The organism is Prosthecobacter fusiformis (assembly GCF_004364345.1).
Taxonomy (GTDB): Bacteria; Verrucomicrobiota; Verrucomicrobiia; order Verrucomicrobiales; family Verrucomicrobiaceae; genus Prosthecobacter; species Prosthecobacter fusiformis.
In genome coordinates, this window is record NZ_SOCA01000001.1 from 1,200,551 (window position 1) to 1,215,948 (window position 15,398).

8 protein-coding genes are annotated in these 15,398 nt (G+C 58.3%); 6 read left to right on the forward strand and 2 right to left on the reverse strand.

Annotated elements, in window-relative coordinates; all coding sequences use genetic code 11:
• Nucleotides 1-77: 77 nt before the first annotated feature.
• A complete protein-coding gene (locus EI77_RS04755) occupies nucleotides 78-6,287 on the reverse strand; it encodes a tetratricopeptide repeat protein (protein WP_166647039.1) in 6,210 nt (2,069 codons plus the stop codon).
• A 258-nt stretch (nucleotides 6,288-6,545) separates the two neighbouring features.
• Here EI77_RS04755 and EI77_RS04760 point away from each other — a divergent pair, with 258 nt between their 5' ends.
• From EI77_RS04760 to EI77_RS04780, 5 genes are all read left to right on the forward strand, one after another.
• A complete protein-coding gene (locus tag EI77_RS04760) occupies nucleotides 6,546-6,977 on the forward strand; it encodes a type II secretion system protein (RefSeq protein WP_208300263.1) in 432 nt (143 codons plus the stop codon).
• A 77-nt stretch (nucleotides 6,978-7,054) separates the two neighbouring features.
• The gene (locus tag EI77_RS04765) at nucleotides 7,055-8,341 is read left to right on the forward strand and encodes an ABC transporter permease (protein ID WP_133793594.1); all 1,287 of its coding nucleotides are present in this window, start codon (nucleotides 7,055-7,057) and stop codon (nucleotides 8,339-8,341) included.
• A 9-nt stretch (nucleotides 8,342-8,350) separates the two neighbouring features.
• A complete protein-coding gene (locus tag EI77_RS04770) occupies nucleotides 8,351-9,679 on the forward strand; it encodes an ABC transporter permease (RefSeq protein ID WP_133793595.1) in 1,329 nt (442 codons plus the stop codon).
• 73 nt (nucleotides 9,680-9,752) lie between these two features.
• Nucleotides 9,753-10,412, forward strand: a complete 660-nt coding sequence (locus EI77_RS04775) for an HAD family hydrolase (RefSeq protein WP_133793596.1) — start codon at nucleotides 9,753-9,755, stop codon at nucleotides 10,410-10,412.
• 27 nt (nucleotides 10,413-10,439) lie between these two features.
• On the forward strand, nucleotides 10,440-11,840 hold the full coding sequence (locus tag EI77_RS04780) for a DUF2851 family protein (RefSeq protein ID WP_208300264.1): 1,401 nt from the start codon (nucleotides 10,440-10,442) through the stop codon (nucleotides 11,838-11,840).
• Nucleotides 11,841-11,848: 8 nt separating this feature from the next.
• Here EI77_RS04780 and EI77_RS04785 read toward each other — a convergent pair whose 3' ends face one another.
• Nucleotides 11,849-12,571, reverse strand: a complete 723-nt coding sequence (locus tag EI77_RS04785) for a sensor histidine kinase (RefSeq protein ID WP_133793598.1) — start codon at nucleotides 12,569-12,571, stop codon at nucleotides 11,849-11,851.
• 349 nt (nucleotides 12,572-12,920) lie between these two features.
• Here EI77_RS04785 and EI77_RS23270 point away from each other — a divergent pair, with 349 nt between their 5' ends.
• A complete protein-coding gene (locus EI77_RS23270; RefSeq protein WP_166647040.1) occupies nucleotides 12,921-15,398 on the forward strand; it encodes a hypothetical protein in 2,478 nt (825 codons plus the stop codon).

Here is a 15,398-nt window from a genome sequence, read left to right on the forward strand (position 1 = left end):
CGGGGGCGTTTTTTTCTCTTCAGGCGTGGAGCACGCACTCAGGAGAAATGGCAAAATCAACAGGCAGGGACGAAAAATCATGGCTGGGGGGTGGGGGGTGGCAGACCCAGTGCGCGGCGGCTGAGAAAGAGCGCCTCCTTCTTCACCCCGGCGGGCAGGTGAAACTTTGGCAGTTCCGCCTCTATAGATGCCAGTTTATCCCAGGCTTGGTAAAGCTCAAAAATCAGATTGGCCGAATCATTCACCAGGGACCAGCTTTCCCGCATGAGATAAATTTCCGCCGCCTCGTAATCGTGATGCCGGATTAAAAAGCGCACCCAGCCCGTGCTGAGATCCGGCTGCATGCTCTGGGTTGCGTCCAGCTTGGCCAGCGCCTCCTGGTAAAGCTCCCGCGCCAGACCGACTTCGCCGACATCCTCAAAAGCCTGCGCCCATTCAATCGGCTGCACGCCCCCCGGGACACTCCTGCGGATGACCTCGGAGAAGAATTCCTGTACCAAGGCGCGCTCCCCGATGGCGTGTGCCACGCGGACCATCATGGGCAGCCTGCGCCCATCCAGCCTCAGGGTCGGCAGTTCCTGCAAAGTCAGGCAGGCAGCCCAGGCCCAGCGAGCACGTCCATTTTTCAGCAAAGCCTCAGCGCCTAATTCCAGACACACCCGGTCCCCCTCCTTCGCAGCCTCCCAACCAGAGGCGATGTCATCCCCGGTCTTCTCAGGCATCTCCGCGGTGGCCAGTGCACACAAAGCCAGTGCTGCCAGCGGCCGGTCCAGCCCGGCGCGTGCCTCTGCCCGCAGCAGGCGTATCCAGGCTTTTTGATTCGCCCCTTTGGCCTGCTGCGTCATCCAATCGACAAATTGTATCAATGCATCCCGGTCCCGGCTGCGAACTCGCAATAGAGATGCCACCTGGGAGCGTCCTCGCTCCGGAGTCCAGGAAGGATCCTGGACCAGCAGTTTCAAGAGTTCCATCCGCAAGGAAAAACGGTCCGCATCCGCCTGCACGCTGCGCTCCCCTTGCGTCAGGAAATTGAGCGCCTCAGTCGCGCGGTCATACTTCTTCAGCAGCTCGGCCAGATGGGCAATGGCATCCAGGGATTTCCTTTCCACCGCCACGGCCATCAGTGAGCGGAATTCGTCCCACCCTCCTGCTGCCGCCACCAGCTCGGCACGCAGTTTCAGGACCTCACGCCCCTGCGCGCCAGCCGCTTCCGTCAGGGGTACAGTGCGCAGAGATTTTAGCGCCTCCTCATCCCGGCCGAGTCGATGCAAGAGGCGGGCCTGATGCAGGCAGCTTTCCGCATCTGGAGCGATGCCCCTGGAAGCATTGTCCGTGAAAGACTGATGCAGGCGGCTCCAGACCTCCAGCGCTTCTTTGTCCTGACCTAACCGCTCATGCAACAAAGCCAGTTCACGCAAATAGGGGACTTCAGGGGGTATACGCCCCTGTAGATTGCGCGAGTCTGGCGGGTCAAATCCCCGCTGGCGAAGCTCGGCCAAATTGAAATCCTGCGCCAGAAAGTACGCATGCTTTTCACGCAACACTTCCTCACCCGGCTGCGGCGGTTTCATGGGCGGCTCAGCAAGGATCAGTTGCAGGGTGAATTTAATCCCCATCTGAGTTTCTTTGGCAGATTCACTGGCCCGGATCAGCCACTGCGCGTATTCAGGATTCGCCGGTGCACGGCCTGGCAGGAGACGGTAAACCTCAATGGCCTCACGGGCCATGCCCTGGGACTCCAGGCGGCCGCCCAGCTCGCTCAGCGTCTCCACGGAGACCTCCATATTCATGTCCACACTGACTAGATACTCCCGGATCAGCCGCAGGCGTGTCGGATAATCCACCTCCCTGAGCTGCCGCGTCAGGTGGCCCAGTCGCCATTCGGTAAACTCCTGGCCTGTGCGCGAGCTGAGTCCCACCGATCCCCAGGTGGCGACAAGCCCTTCATTGGCCTTCTGCACCACGCCGCCGAGGCCCTGCTGCACAAAGCTGGCCTGGATTTCACGTGTCTCTTCCCATAGCCCGCGCAGATGCATGGCCTCCTCATGCCTGGTGGAACCCTGGGGCATCAGCAGCCCCTGGGATTCCCCCATCCGCCTGGCTCCCAAGAAGTCTCCAGCGATGAAATCTCGCAGTTCCTCAGCCGCAGTATCCTGCGCTCCGGCCAGACCTGCCACCGCAGATTTACGCAGCCGGGTCAGGGAGGAATCCGGCGTGCTCTGGAGTCTCTTCCAGGCGGCACGCAGCGTTTCTTCACGCTCCTGCTCGGAGGTGGCCAGACGGTTGGCCATGCTGAGGCTGTAAAGGTATGGATCGTAGGTACCCCGATAGGCACCCGCCTTCACCGGGCCGCGCACCACTTGGCCCAGATATTCACGGGCCAAATCCCATCGCTCTGCGGATTCCGCAATGCGGGACAGGAAGAGCGCATAGTCATCCGCCAGGGAGGTGGCATTTTGCCGCAGGCTCTCTCCCAGCTCCAGCCCTTCCGCATAACGTTGCTGGTCTTGCAGGTCGCGGGTGATCTCCAGAGTGGATGTGTTTTGCAGCAGACGCGCAGCCCCTAGCTCCGTCAGTTCCCCTTTGGCGTAACGAAAAGTGTCCAGATCCCCCAGCATGGCTACCACCGCCAGCAACAGGCGCTTTCTTTCCTCCAGTACCGGACTGTCCAGCGCCGACTGGCGTGCCCAGGCAATGGCATCCGTCATGCCATGAGAGCGGAGGGTCAGCCACGCCAGGCAGAAACTTGCTTCGAGTGTCCGCGCATCCTTCAGGGTCTGCCGTAACAGACTGCGAAACTCCGACCCGGCACCCGCATAATAGAGAGCCCACAAACGCTCCACCGGAGCGCGCTGAGGGTTACTCCACTCCATCCGCCATTGCTGGAGGGCCACCTCATCCTTCTGCTGGACCCGCAGCCGTGCCAGTTCCTCGATGACCCGCAGCCGGACAAGCTCAACAGGCTCCGGTAATTCGCTAAACTCAGGCCTCTGCAGATTCAAAAACGCACGCAAGCGGCTCATCTCTGAATTGTCCAGCCCAGGAACCGTGTCCAGCAACCCTGTGATCTCCGTGACCGGACCGGGTGAGCCCGTTTTTCTGACATCAGACAAAGGCAAGGGCAGCCGCTCCGGACTCACCCCTTGCACATGGTAAGCCTGGCCCTGGGTGCGGGTCAAAATTTCCCTCAAATATCGGTCCGCTGCCGCATCGTCCGCCAGCCGCAGGCATTTAAGCGCAATCCTAAGCTGGGAACGCGCATCCCAGGGACGTACCCGGGCCACCTGCTCGTAAACCCGCCTTTCCGCCTCGTCCTGACCCGTCGTTTTATAGTGCTCGGCTAGGTTTTCCAATGCCACCACATCTTGGGAAAACCGGCTCTCCAGGCGCCGACGCACCCGGTCAGCTTCCTCGATCTGGAAGGTCTGCTCCAGCAATTCCACCAGCCTTCGCGATTCCGCCGCAAGCTCGGCCCCGGACGCCCTAGCAGCGATCTGCTTCTGGAAATAAATGGCCGACTTCAGGTCAGACACGCGCAAGGCCGCCTCCCGCAACTGGCCTAACGAAAAGGGCGTTTCTGGAGACGTGTAATACGCCTGCTTCATGGACTTAAAGGCCCCTGCATCATCCCCGTCCCGCTCAAAGACCACGGCCAGAGCCTCATGATAAAACCCGTCGAAGGGGTGTTTGCGAGTCTGCTCCGTCAGCGCCTTTTGTAACATTTGCAGGCGCTCCTTCGCCAGTTCTGCTGGCAGTTCCCCACCATCGGCGGACCAGAACAAACGGTCAGCAAAGCGCCGGAAGGCATCGCGGCGGCGTTTCACATCCGTTTCACGTTCCACGATCTCCAGTTGCACCTGCACATACTCCTCCAGCTTCATCTGGCGCAGGAGCAGATCCGCATACCTTTCCAGCAAGGGTATAGCGGCACTACCACTGGCCTTTTTGACCGCCTCTTTCCAAAGTTTCAGCGCATCATCCATCCGCCGCTGAATGGTATAGGTCTGGGTAAGTGCGGAGAGAAGCTGGTCGGATTCCGGCATTTCCCGATACGCTTGCTCCAGCAAGCGCGTAGCCTCGGTGGCCAGCAAAGGAGTCGGGCCGCTACTGCGCCACCGGCTGTTTTGAGAAGCGGCCACGGACGCCTGTTCAGTTTCCATCAGCAGCTCACTCAGGCGCAGCGTGTAGCGCACCTTGTTAGGCACATCCCGCTGCATCAGACGCTTCAGCACACGCATCGCCAGCGCCTTGTTTTTATCTGTGATGGCCAGGTCCAGGAGCATCTTCTCGGCTTCCAGAGAAATCTCACGAAGCCGTCCCGTGGCAGGATCCGTCTGCAACCGCAACAACATCTGATAAGCCTCATCCAGCAGTTCAGTGCGCAGAGCCCACCAAGCAGCACGGAAGACTTCATGGTCTAGGCTGGAAGCTGTAAGGATGGATTGCTTGGACTTATTCTCATCCACTGGGACGAAAAAGCGCCGGGCTCTCTCCATCACCGCTTCCGGCAGGACGCTTTCAACAGGTTCCTCCGTGGCCCCACTGGCGAAACCACGGCCAGTAAAGGCATCAGGCAGGCGGAATTCCCCCGCCGTGCCCTGCACTCGACGAGATTCTGTTTTCTGATCCCCCATCAGAACAGAGAAAAGCCTTTCATCCACATCCAGACGGTCCTCATCCGTGGTGCTGGCATTCCAGGCTTTTTCCAACAGTTCCGCCGCCTCAGCCCCGTCGCCATGCTCAGCCAGCAGATCCGCCAGCCGCAGCCACTCTTCCCTCCCGGCAGCAGGTTTTCCCGCCGCCTCGCGGGCCAGGATAATGGCGCTGTCCAGATCATTGCCTGAAGCCATGAAAGCCGCAGAATCATTGAGGCGGCGTTGTTTTTCCTCCGGTGAGGGTGCCTGTTCAGTGAACTCCCGCAGCAGCGCCTCCGCCTTGGCCGTGTCCGAGCGTGCCCGGTAAAAGCCGGCCAGTTCAAAGAGGGCTTCCGCCTTGGAAGGTTCGCGTTCCACCCGGCTCTTCAGGATCAGCTCGATCACTGCATCCAGCGCGCGGTTTTGGGCAAAATTAAAGGCCTGTTTTTCGACCTCCTCGCTCTGTCCTTGGGCCTCAAGAAGTTGCTTGAGACGGGCCGTGGCCTCCGCTGGTTTCCCCTGGCGCAGATCCGCCTCACAGCGCAGGAAGACAATGGCAGGCAGGTCTCCGCCATCTGCTTTCATTCGCTCATCCAGCAATTGGGCCGCCTCGGCAGCACCATCATGATCCAGCAGCGCCCGCACCAGTTCCCAGCGATAATCATCCACCTGGGGAAGCTCTTTCACCAACACCCGCAGGGCTGCCAGATGCTCATCCAGATCCACCGTGATCTCATAAAACCGTGCCAGATCCCGCCAGGCCTGTTCGCTGACGGGTTTTTGACCGGCTGCTTTTTGCAGTTGCCCGCGCAGATCATCCAGATTCCCAAATCGCTCATGAAGGCGCACCCGTCGGCGGAAAAACTCCAGGTAACGCCCATCACGAAAATCCAGCAAAGCCAGCCCCTTCAGCAAGGCGTTGTCCGCTTTGGCAAATTCATCAGCATGCTCTAAAATTCGCGCCAAATCATACAGGGCGTCCAGCCTTTTTTGCGGGTCTGCTTGCTCAGCAAGAGCGCTATAAAAAGTGGCTGCACGAGCTGGAAAACCCGCACGCAAAAGCAGTTCAGCTACCTGCCGGGCCATCTCTGTATCCCCAGGCCGCAGGCGTGCCGCCTCCTCCCAGGCTTTGGCAGCCGCTTCCATTTCCCCAGAGCCGAGAGCCAGGGTGCCTACCTCAATCCAGGCCTGTGGCAGCGCCGGGTCCCCAGCCTCCATGCCCTCCGCCCAGCGACGCATCAGAGTATAGGCCAGACCAGGATCAGCCTGCTCGCTCGCCACATCCGCACGGGCACGCAGAGCTCGGAAATTTTTGGGCTGTGCCTTGAGCACTTCATCGTAAAGTTCAGCCGCTTTTTTCAAATCTCCTGCCCGCCGGTAGAGATGCCCCTGCACTAGTAGAACCGTGGGATGCCGTGTCGCCTCCGCCTGTGCGGAAATGTTTTCCAGCAGCAGCGGAGTGGCACCGTGTTTTTCATAAAGTCCCCACAGGAGATCCACGACACGTCCATAGTCCGGCTGACTGACTAGCAACGACAGGTATTCATTTGCCAGTCGTGTTTCGCGCTCTCCCCAGGATTTAGGAGGCTCCTGCGCCCCTAATCTGCCCAGCAAACATGCAACCAGGAACCCCACCAACAGAAGATGGCGCATCGGGCGTGGATATGATGAGGAAACCTGCATGGGCCTAGACACATACGAGCATACCACGCTCCATGTTCATGCAGAAGGTAAAAGGCTAACTGCGGAAATGGAGGTCATTTCAGCACGCCAATGAAAAGCCCAAAACCATTTTAGATCACGATTTCTCAATTGTAATAATACTAAACCACCATGAATCTCGTTTTTATAGAATTTCGGGTTGAGGGGTGCGCGGAATTTCCATACTATATCCGCGCACCTGCACTGGAGATGAATACTGCACATCCAGCTAACCCTTCTCAACCTGGCTTCAGCTTGATCGAAATGCTGATGACCATGGCGGTCCTGGGCATCATGGTGAGTATTGCCTTGCCGTGGTATGGGAAACAAACCGACGACTTCCGTCAGGCTCGTGACCAAAAGAATGCCCAGAGTATTTGCACGCTCTGCCAGGCAATCGATGCGGCGGGGATAAACTTGGTGGAAGAAACCACGACCAGCCTGGAAATCGCCCGTAAACTGTCCGCAGGCATCACCATCAAAAAAGGCACCCTCAAAGGCCGCACCTTCCGTGTTTCCGGCTTGGGGGAGGAAGAACTGGAAGGAGCCGCCAATTACATGAGCATCGAAGAGGGTCAGGTCTTCTATAAAGGTAACCTGCAAAGCGAGGATGGAGAAACCCCTCAAAACAGCCAGGGCTGACCGTCACAATATCCCCGCAGAAGCAATCAAGGAGACTCTTTGACCTTTCCGCACAGGACTCCAAAGTAGCCGCGGCCATGGTGAACCGCGCCTCTCTCTTTTTAGCACTCCGTTATCTGCGTCCGAAGCGCTCCTTTGTATCGGTGATCACGACGATCTCCATCCTAGGAGTGGCGGTAGGTGTACTCATGATGGTCGTTGTCCGCGCCGTCATGCTCGGGGTGGAAGTGGACTTCCGGGATACCCTCATGGGGGCGGAGCCGCATGTGCTGGTGGCAAAAGACAACGCTGCCGAAAACGCCCCCCCGTGGCAGGAGGCGCTGAAGCTCGCCAAAGCACAGGCAGGCACCCTTTCCGCAGCACCCTATGCAGGCGGTATTCTTTACATGGCCCGTGATGATTACCAGACGGGTACCCAGGTCCTGGGACTTTCCAAGGAAGACGGGCAGGCCAATCTGGCCAAGCTCACCCCTCATCTCATGGACGGCAGCCTGGATCTGCTGGAAGGCACCATCGTTATTTCCGATTACCATGCCCAGCAGCTCGGTGTCCGTTTGGGGGATGAGATCAGCGTCTATGCCTCGCAGAATGTGAATCTGGCCGTGCGCCAATACGGGGAAGCGAATGAAGAGGATTCCCCGGAAAAAAAGAAAGCCATCCGGGATCAGATCAAACTGAATCCCCAACCCCTGCGCATCTCCGGAGTCCTGCGTGCGGAGACGGGCGGTTACAACGGCTACGTCTCCATGCAGACAGGGCAAAAGCTCTTCCAGTTAGGTCAGGAAGTCACCGGCATCGCCATCGAAATCCGCGATCCTCAGAGTGCTAAAGATTTCACCCGCACCTTGGAACCGCGCCTTCCCGGCTGGAAATATACACTCTGGACCGATGCTGGGGAATCCCGGCTGGCCGCCATGCAGAATGAGCAGATCATGATGCAGTTCGTGCTCTCCATCATCGCCCTTGTCGCCGCTTTTTCCGTGATGAATACCACCATCACCGTCACGACCCAAAAGCGCCGCGAAATCGGTGTCCTGGCCGCGCTCGGCAGCCAGCCAGGGCAGATCGTCAGCGTGTTCTTGCTCCAGGCCGTCGTCGTTGGGGTCATCGGCACGGGTCTAGGCCTCATCGGCAGCCTGCTTGTCCTGTGGTTGCGCAATGACATCCGCCAGCTTCTCACGATGGCCACCGGAGGCCAAGTACATGCTGTGGAGGGTGTCTTTCTCTCCACCATTCCTGCGTATATCCAGCCCATGGACGTGGCCCTGACCTGTCTTATCTCCGTCGCCCTTTGCATCGTCGCCGGCTTTCTCCCGGCCTGGTTCGCCACCCGCATGGAACCTGCCGAAGCTTTGAGAGACTGAAATCATCCCATGTTTTCCAACGCTCCTTTCTTCCTTGCCCTGCGCTACCTGCGACCCAAGCGGTCCCTGGTTTCCATCATCTCCCTCATCTCGGTCCTGGGGGTCATGCTGGGTGTCGGCGTGCTCGTCGTCGTCATGTCCATCTTCAAAGGCTGGCAAGTCGAGTTCAAACAGCTCATCCTCGGGTTTGAACCCCACATCATCCTGACTCAGGATGCCCGCTATACTGGCGAACTACCTGAAGGTGCTCCTGAGCCTGAACGCTCCAACTGGCGTGATGTGCTCAAACAGATGAAACAGCGCCCGGGGGTCGTCTCCGCCACACCCATGGCTGAAGGCATGATCGCTGCCCGTAACGGCGCTTCGGACCCCGAAGGCGCAGAACTTTTTGGCCTCCGCGATGAACCTGAAAATGGCCTTCTCAAAAAGCTCGGTCAGCACCTTTTAGAAGGAGAGCTTAACCTCAAGAACGACAACATCGTGCTCACCGACAAACTCGCTGATAAACTCGGCGTCAGAGTCGGTGATGTCCTCTCCATTCTCGCCTCCGAAACCATCCGCCAAATGATTGGCGAAATGCGGACAGCTGAGGAAACCACCGACCCGAAAGAAGCCGAAGCGGTGCGGGACGAGATCGTCGTCCTGCCGCGTGATCTGACAGTCGTGGCCATTCTCCGCGCGGATACGGCGGGAGATCGCTGCTACGCGCCCCTCTTTGTCGCCCAGGAGCTCTTCAATCTCGAAGACGATGTCACAGGCATTGAAGTGGAAATTACAGATCCTGACCAAGCCGAGACCTTCGCCCAGCAGCTTTTCGACGACTCCAGTCTGCCCATGGATTGGAACATCCGTACCTGGAGCAACACCCACGGGGCTAAGCTCCAGTCCGTGGAAAATCAGCAGTCCCTCATGTACTTTCTGCTGTTTTTCATCATGCTCGTGGCCGCCATTTGTGTGATGAACACCACCATCACCGTCACCGTACAAAAGCGACGGGAGATTGGCATTTTGACCGCGCTTGGCAGCCGTGCACTTCAGATCGTAACCATCTTCCTCGTCCAGGCAGGGGTCGTTGCCATTTGCGGCATCATCCTTGGCATTATCGGCGGCATGCTCGTGCTCCATTTCCGCAATGACCTGCGCGACTTGATGTCCGAGATAACCGGGCGGGACTTCTTCCCCCAGGAAATGTATTTCCTCAGTGAAATTCCTTCCCATATCCAGTTCGTAGATCTGGCCTTTATTTGTGGTCTGGCCATCATCCTCTGCCTGCTCGCTGCCCTGATTCCGGCGTGGTTCGCGGCACGTGTGGACCCTGCCGTGGCGCTGCGGGACTGAGAATAAAACAACGACCGCTCAAGAAGTGGATTCTTGTTTTGCCCAGGCTTCTTCAGTACTCCATAGTCAACGGATGCCTCCCATTCGCGCCATCCTTTTTGACTTCGACGGACTGATCGTGGACACAGAAAGTGTCGGCTACCAGACATGGCATGAACTCTATGCAAAGCATGGCCATGATCTGCCGGTGGAAATTTATGCCCAAGCGATCGGCACAGAATTCAATGATCTCTATGACCCGCGCCGGGATCTGGATGCGCTGATGGGGAAAGCCCTGCTATGGGAAGAACTGGAAGAGGGCCGAAGGGTGCGGGAGACGGAGCTTCGCACCTCCCTAGTCACCCTGCCGGGCGTGATTGACCGACTGGAAGAAGCCCGTGCGCTGGGTCTGCCTTGCGCAGTGGCGAGCAGCAGCCCTCTGTCATGGGTCGGTGGGTGGATCGAGCAGCTTGGACTGCGCCCCTATTTCCATCACCTGACCACCTTGGATGATACGGGCAAGGTTAAGCCTGACCCCAGCCTGTTTCTGCATGCTGCGGACCGGATGGGAGTGGAGCCGGAGCACATCCTCGTTTTTGAAGACTCCCTCAACGGACTGCGGGCGGCCAAGGCGGCGGAGATGCGCTGCATCGTCGTCCCAGGCCCCATGACACGGCATCTGAATTTTGAAGGAGCCTTGCGCCGGGTGGGATCCCTGGCCGAGGTGTCCCTTCAGGAGCTTGTGGAAAAATGACCCATGGCCAATCCTGACCTTTCAGCCTTGAACCTGCCTCTCGCGGCGCGTTACACACGCTTTCGCGAGTCCGTGTATATGGGGCTGGAGGAGATCACCCTTCCTGGATACAGCCAGCCGATGAGCGAGCTGGATTTGCAGAGCCTTTGGTTCGGCGGCTCATTTGGCAGCCAGTTCACCAGTGTGGATGGGAAAGCCGTCCGTATCGTTGACTTCGGAATCTGGAACTCCAGCGCCGGACCTGACTTTACAGGCTGCACCGTGGAAGTGGGAGGACAGAAACTGCGCGGGGATATCGAACTGGACCCGGATGCACGCGACTGGGAGCGCCATGCGCATGGAGCCAATCAGGACTATACGAAGGTCGTGCTGCACCTGTTTATGGATGCCCCGCTGGAGCGCTTTTTTACCCGTAACTGCGAGCATCGCGAAATCGTGCAGGTCCAGTTGAATCCGGCGTCTTTGCCGGATCAGGCCAAACCCAACCTTGGCCTAGCGGCAGCTCGGTTAGGCCGTTGCCATGCGCCCCTGCGTGAGATGGAAACAGAGCGCGTGCAGTCCCTGCTGGAATCCGCCGCCCAACACCGGCTGGAGAAAAAAAGCCTGCGCCTGCATCGCTGTGTGGCGGCGCATGGACGCGAGCAGGCTGTTTATCAAGCTCTGGCCCAGGCGCTGGGCTACAGGAACAACCAGCAGCCATTCAATATCCTGGCGCAGCGCCTGCCGGTGAAGCGGTTGCAAAAGCTGCCTCCGGCTGAGCGTGAATCCTTACTCTTCGGCGTCAGCGGTTTTCTGGAAAGCGTGCGTTACGAAGACACCCTGCCAGAGACACGCGCCTACCTGCGCGAGCTGTGGGAAAGCTGGTGGAAACAAAGGGATGCCTCCCAACGCTGGTTGCTGCCCCAGCAGGCTCTGCGCTGGAAGCTCGCCGCCATCCGTCCGGGCAATCACCCACAACGCAGGCTGGGTGCCCTGGCCGCGATGCTGAAGCAATGGCCCCAGGTGTCTGCACCGCTGCTGGATGCAGGCCGTTGGTCCCAGGAAGGCTGGAGAGAGACCCTGCTTTCCTTAAAGCACGACTTCTGGTCCACCCATTACACCTTATTGGCAGAGGGGGCTGCCAAGCCGCTGGCACTCATCGGTGAAACGCGCGTGCAGGAAATGCTGGCCAATGTCGCCTACCCTTTACTCATGCCTGAGCGCACACGTCTATGGGCAGAGTATCTGGAGCTGCCTGCTCTCCTGGATAACCAAAAGGTGCGCAGGGCAGTTCAACGGTTATTTGGTGACAGCCCGCAGGGTACTGAGTTCCAAAAGAAACTGCATCACCATCAGGGGCTGCTGCAAATCTACGAGGACTTCTGCCTGCAAGATGATTCAGCCTGCGCCGACTGCCCGTTTCCAGAGCGCCTCAAAGACTGGTCTTGAGGATGTCCTCACGCGGCGGGGCAGCTCAGCCAGAGAGTCGTCGTATTATTCTCGGAGGCGATGCCGATCTGGAGATTCATCTGATGCGACAGCATGGCGGCAATGGTGAGTCCCAGGCCCAGGTGGTTGCTGTTTTTAGAGCCGTGGAAAGGGCGGAAAACTTCAGCCAGCTTTTCCTGGGGGATGTGTGATCCGGTATTGCTCACCAGGATGTCCACCCGACGTTGCTCCGCCGGAGTGATGACACCAGGACCTGCGATTTTCAGCATGGCGCGTCCACCTGCCTTGCTGGCGGCTTCGGCCGCGTTTTTCAGCAGTTCAATCAGGATGTCTTTAAACTTGGTCGGATCCACCTGCACAGGGGGCAGTCCCTGCTGCACATCCGCCTCCAATTGAATACCGTTTTTGGTGAATGGCTCCAGCAGGGCTGCTTCGACGACACCCAGGTATTCATTCAGGCTCAGTGGTTGGAGGGTCAGCTTGGCACAACCGCCAGCGGAGCGTATACGCTCGCTCAAGGCGGAGACGCCCACGGAAGCCTCGCGGATATGCTGCATATTCTCAGCCACGCCCGGATCCAGATCGTCCGTCATGAGAATCAAACTGCTAAAACCTTGGATCACAGCCAGCAGATTGTTCAGCTTATGGGTCAGCCCACGCAGCAGTTCCTGGTGAAACCCATCGCTGTGTTCATGGCCGAGCTGAAGAGTGGTAGGAAAAACAAATTGCATGGGGGGAGACAGATCGCGCAGTTATGCAGCCTAGGAAAGATAGGAGCAACGTATTTTAGGTAGAGGCAAGAGACAGAATGATGTTTGGGAATCATTCGTCCCTGCCCTGGCATTTAGCAAAACCAAGAGCATTTGCACTCGAAAAACGGGGCAAATGCTTATTTATTTTATAAAATCCACATCCAACAGGTAATTTTAGGTTCATAATTATCAGATTTTCTGGAATTTTTTTGCCAAATCGTTGCGCTCGCTTACAGTATTTGGTAAATCATGTCCGTTTCGTTTAAACTTTGGCTCAATCTGAGCTTGCTGAATTCGCCCTTGCACGGCTGAACCCCCTCCCGCTTCAATGATACCGGAAATTGAAAGCTTTGGTCACTTGATGATCGCCCGACGCGCTGGTGGAGAACCAGTGGGGTTGGTGCGTTCACCCGACGAAGTGGTGTTTCTGGCCTTTGATGCTTCCATCAAGCGCTTGGTGGAACTGCACATCTTGCGCAGTGGCCGCACTCTGGATTCCGTCGCCAAAAAGTCCGCTTTTGACCGTGCCAAGCAGGCCTCCGAAATCCGTGGCCCTTCCTTCATGCGCATCCTGGATGTGGGTGAAGACCAGGGTCTTGTCTATTATACGAGCAACCTGAACGACGGTGAATTCATTGAGGACTATGTGAAACGCCGTGGTCCTCTCCAGCCGGCGACCGTGTTTTCGTTGGTCTTCCAGCTATTGGACGATCTCTTGCAGCTCAAACAGTATCAGCGCCTCGTCTCACAGATGCGTTTAGATCGGGTGGTCATGACTACCCTGGAGGATACCTTTCTCCAACTGCGGATCTACGATTACGGTCTTTCATCCACGGAAAGTGAACATGGATCAGGCGCGCGGCTTGTAGTCCAGATCTGCGAACTCATGTTCCTGATGCTGACCGGCAAGACCTTTGCAGGAGATAACCCGGATCGCTATCCGTCCCTCACTTCCCTGCCCATGAGCCTGCGCACGGCCATGCGTGCGGCCCTGACAGATCCTGCCAACAGCCCGACCTCCATCGAGCGCGTGCGTGACGATGTGCGTGAGGCCATCGGAGCACTCGTCAGCAGCATCAATGCACGCAATCCGCGCAAGCAACTGGTGGTGATACCCGCCCTGCAGCCACGCTCCCAGCTTCAGGATCTGCTTTTGGAAAATGTGCCCGTGGAGATCATCCTGGGAAACCGTTTCCGAGTGGAGGGTGAAAACGACGTCCGCCGTTATCCTTTCTCCATTCCCTGCCTCAATACAAAAAACGAGCAGCCTGTCACCGTGCATCTGCTGCCGCCTTCGCGGATCGTGGACAAGACGCAGTATGAGGCCGTACCGCTGCAAATGTGGCGCTTCAATGCGGATAAACATCCGAACATCCTCCGCAGCCTTAGCCTTTGGGAGAGCCCGGAGTGGACCTTCCTGACCGAAGAAAGGGAACCCGGTTTTTCACTCAGTCGCCTTCTGGCCGAACGAATCACCCTGAATCCGCAGGAAGTTTCCGTGCTTCTCCGTCAAGTGCAGGCGGGCCAGGAGCAGGCGCTGGAATGCGGCGTCCAGCGGCTGGACCTCCATCCTTCCAACATCGTCCTGCGTGTGGGTAAAAACGGCCCTCTCATGAGCCGTGAGCATGACCGGCTGATGCAGAAGAGGCTGGACGCTTGGCCAGCCTTTTGTGTGAAGCTGCGCGCCCACCTCACCATGCGCAATCTGTATGAGCCGCCGCTCGTGGACAAACCGGAGCATGGTGAGCACATGGAAGCGCACCTAGCAGACCGTGATTATCGCTGCCGCGCCTTCATCGCTCTAGCGGCCTACTTGCTGACTGGCCAGCGCCAGACCGGGGGGAGCCCACGCTTTCCAGAAGCCACGCCTGAACCACTGGCAGACTTTGTACAGGAATGCCTGGAAAAGTCACGCAACCATGGGCAGGCACCCAACCCGGCGGAGTTCTTGATGCAATTTGAAAGTCTGATGCATGCCTCCACCACCACAGGACCCGACCTCGCCTCACGGCTGCGCGGGGTCACTGTGCCTATTGAGGAAATGGAGAGCATGGGCAGCGTCTCGGATTTCGATAACGAATGGGCCTCGGGTTCCGATGAGGATGAAGAACCCGCCATGCCGGTCACCCCCATTTCACGCAAGCTGAAGCCCACTGATTTTAGCAGTCGCAAGCCGAACGAAGGCATGGGATGGCCCATCTGGGCAGCGGCGGCTTCCGTGACACTCGCCGCAGCAGGTTGGTGGCTGTTCTCCGGGGAGGATCCCATTCCGCCACCGAAGACGGCTTCTGTCTCCAAACCAGCGAGCAAACCTGAGGTGCCCACAGAGGATGCGCCGGTGGTGGCAAATGAACCTTCAGCTCCTACCCCACCTCCTGCGGTGGCCAAAGTGGAGCCTGAACCCAAGCCCGCTCCCAGCCAGCCAGTGGACGTCCCTGCCCCACCCACCGTTGCGGCGAAGCCTAGCAATCCTGCTCCAGGCCCCGTCACGATGCCTGGTGAAAAACCGCAGACTCCTCCCGCACCAGCCACCGTGGGAGTTCCGGCTCCAGTGCCTGAGCCAAAGGCCGAGGCCGAGCCTCCTGCCCCGCCCCCTGGAGCTCAGCCGGTGCCCATCATTCGGAAGGCTATCCTCCCTACGCCGGAGGAAATCGCCAAGTATAAGCAAGGTCTGGTCAAACCTCCTGTCCAGCTCCCTGCTCAGGCCACTCCACCTGTGGCTCCTTCTGAAAATCAGCGTTCGGGTTCCATACCGGCCATCAATATGGCCCAACCTGCCCCAGGCGATTCCCGGGATCGACAGTGA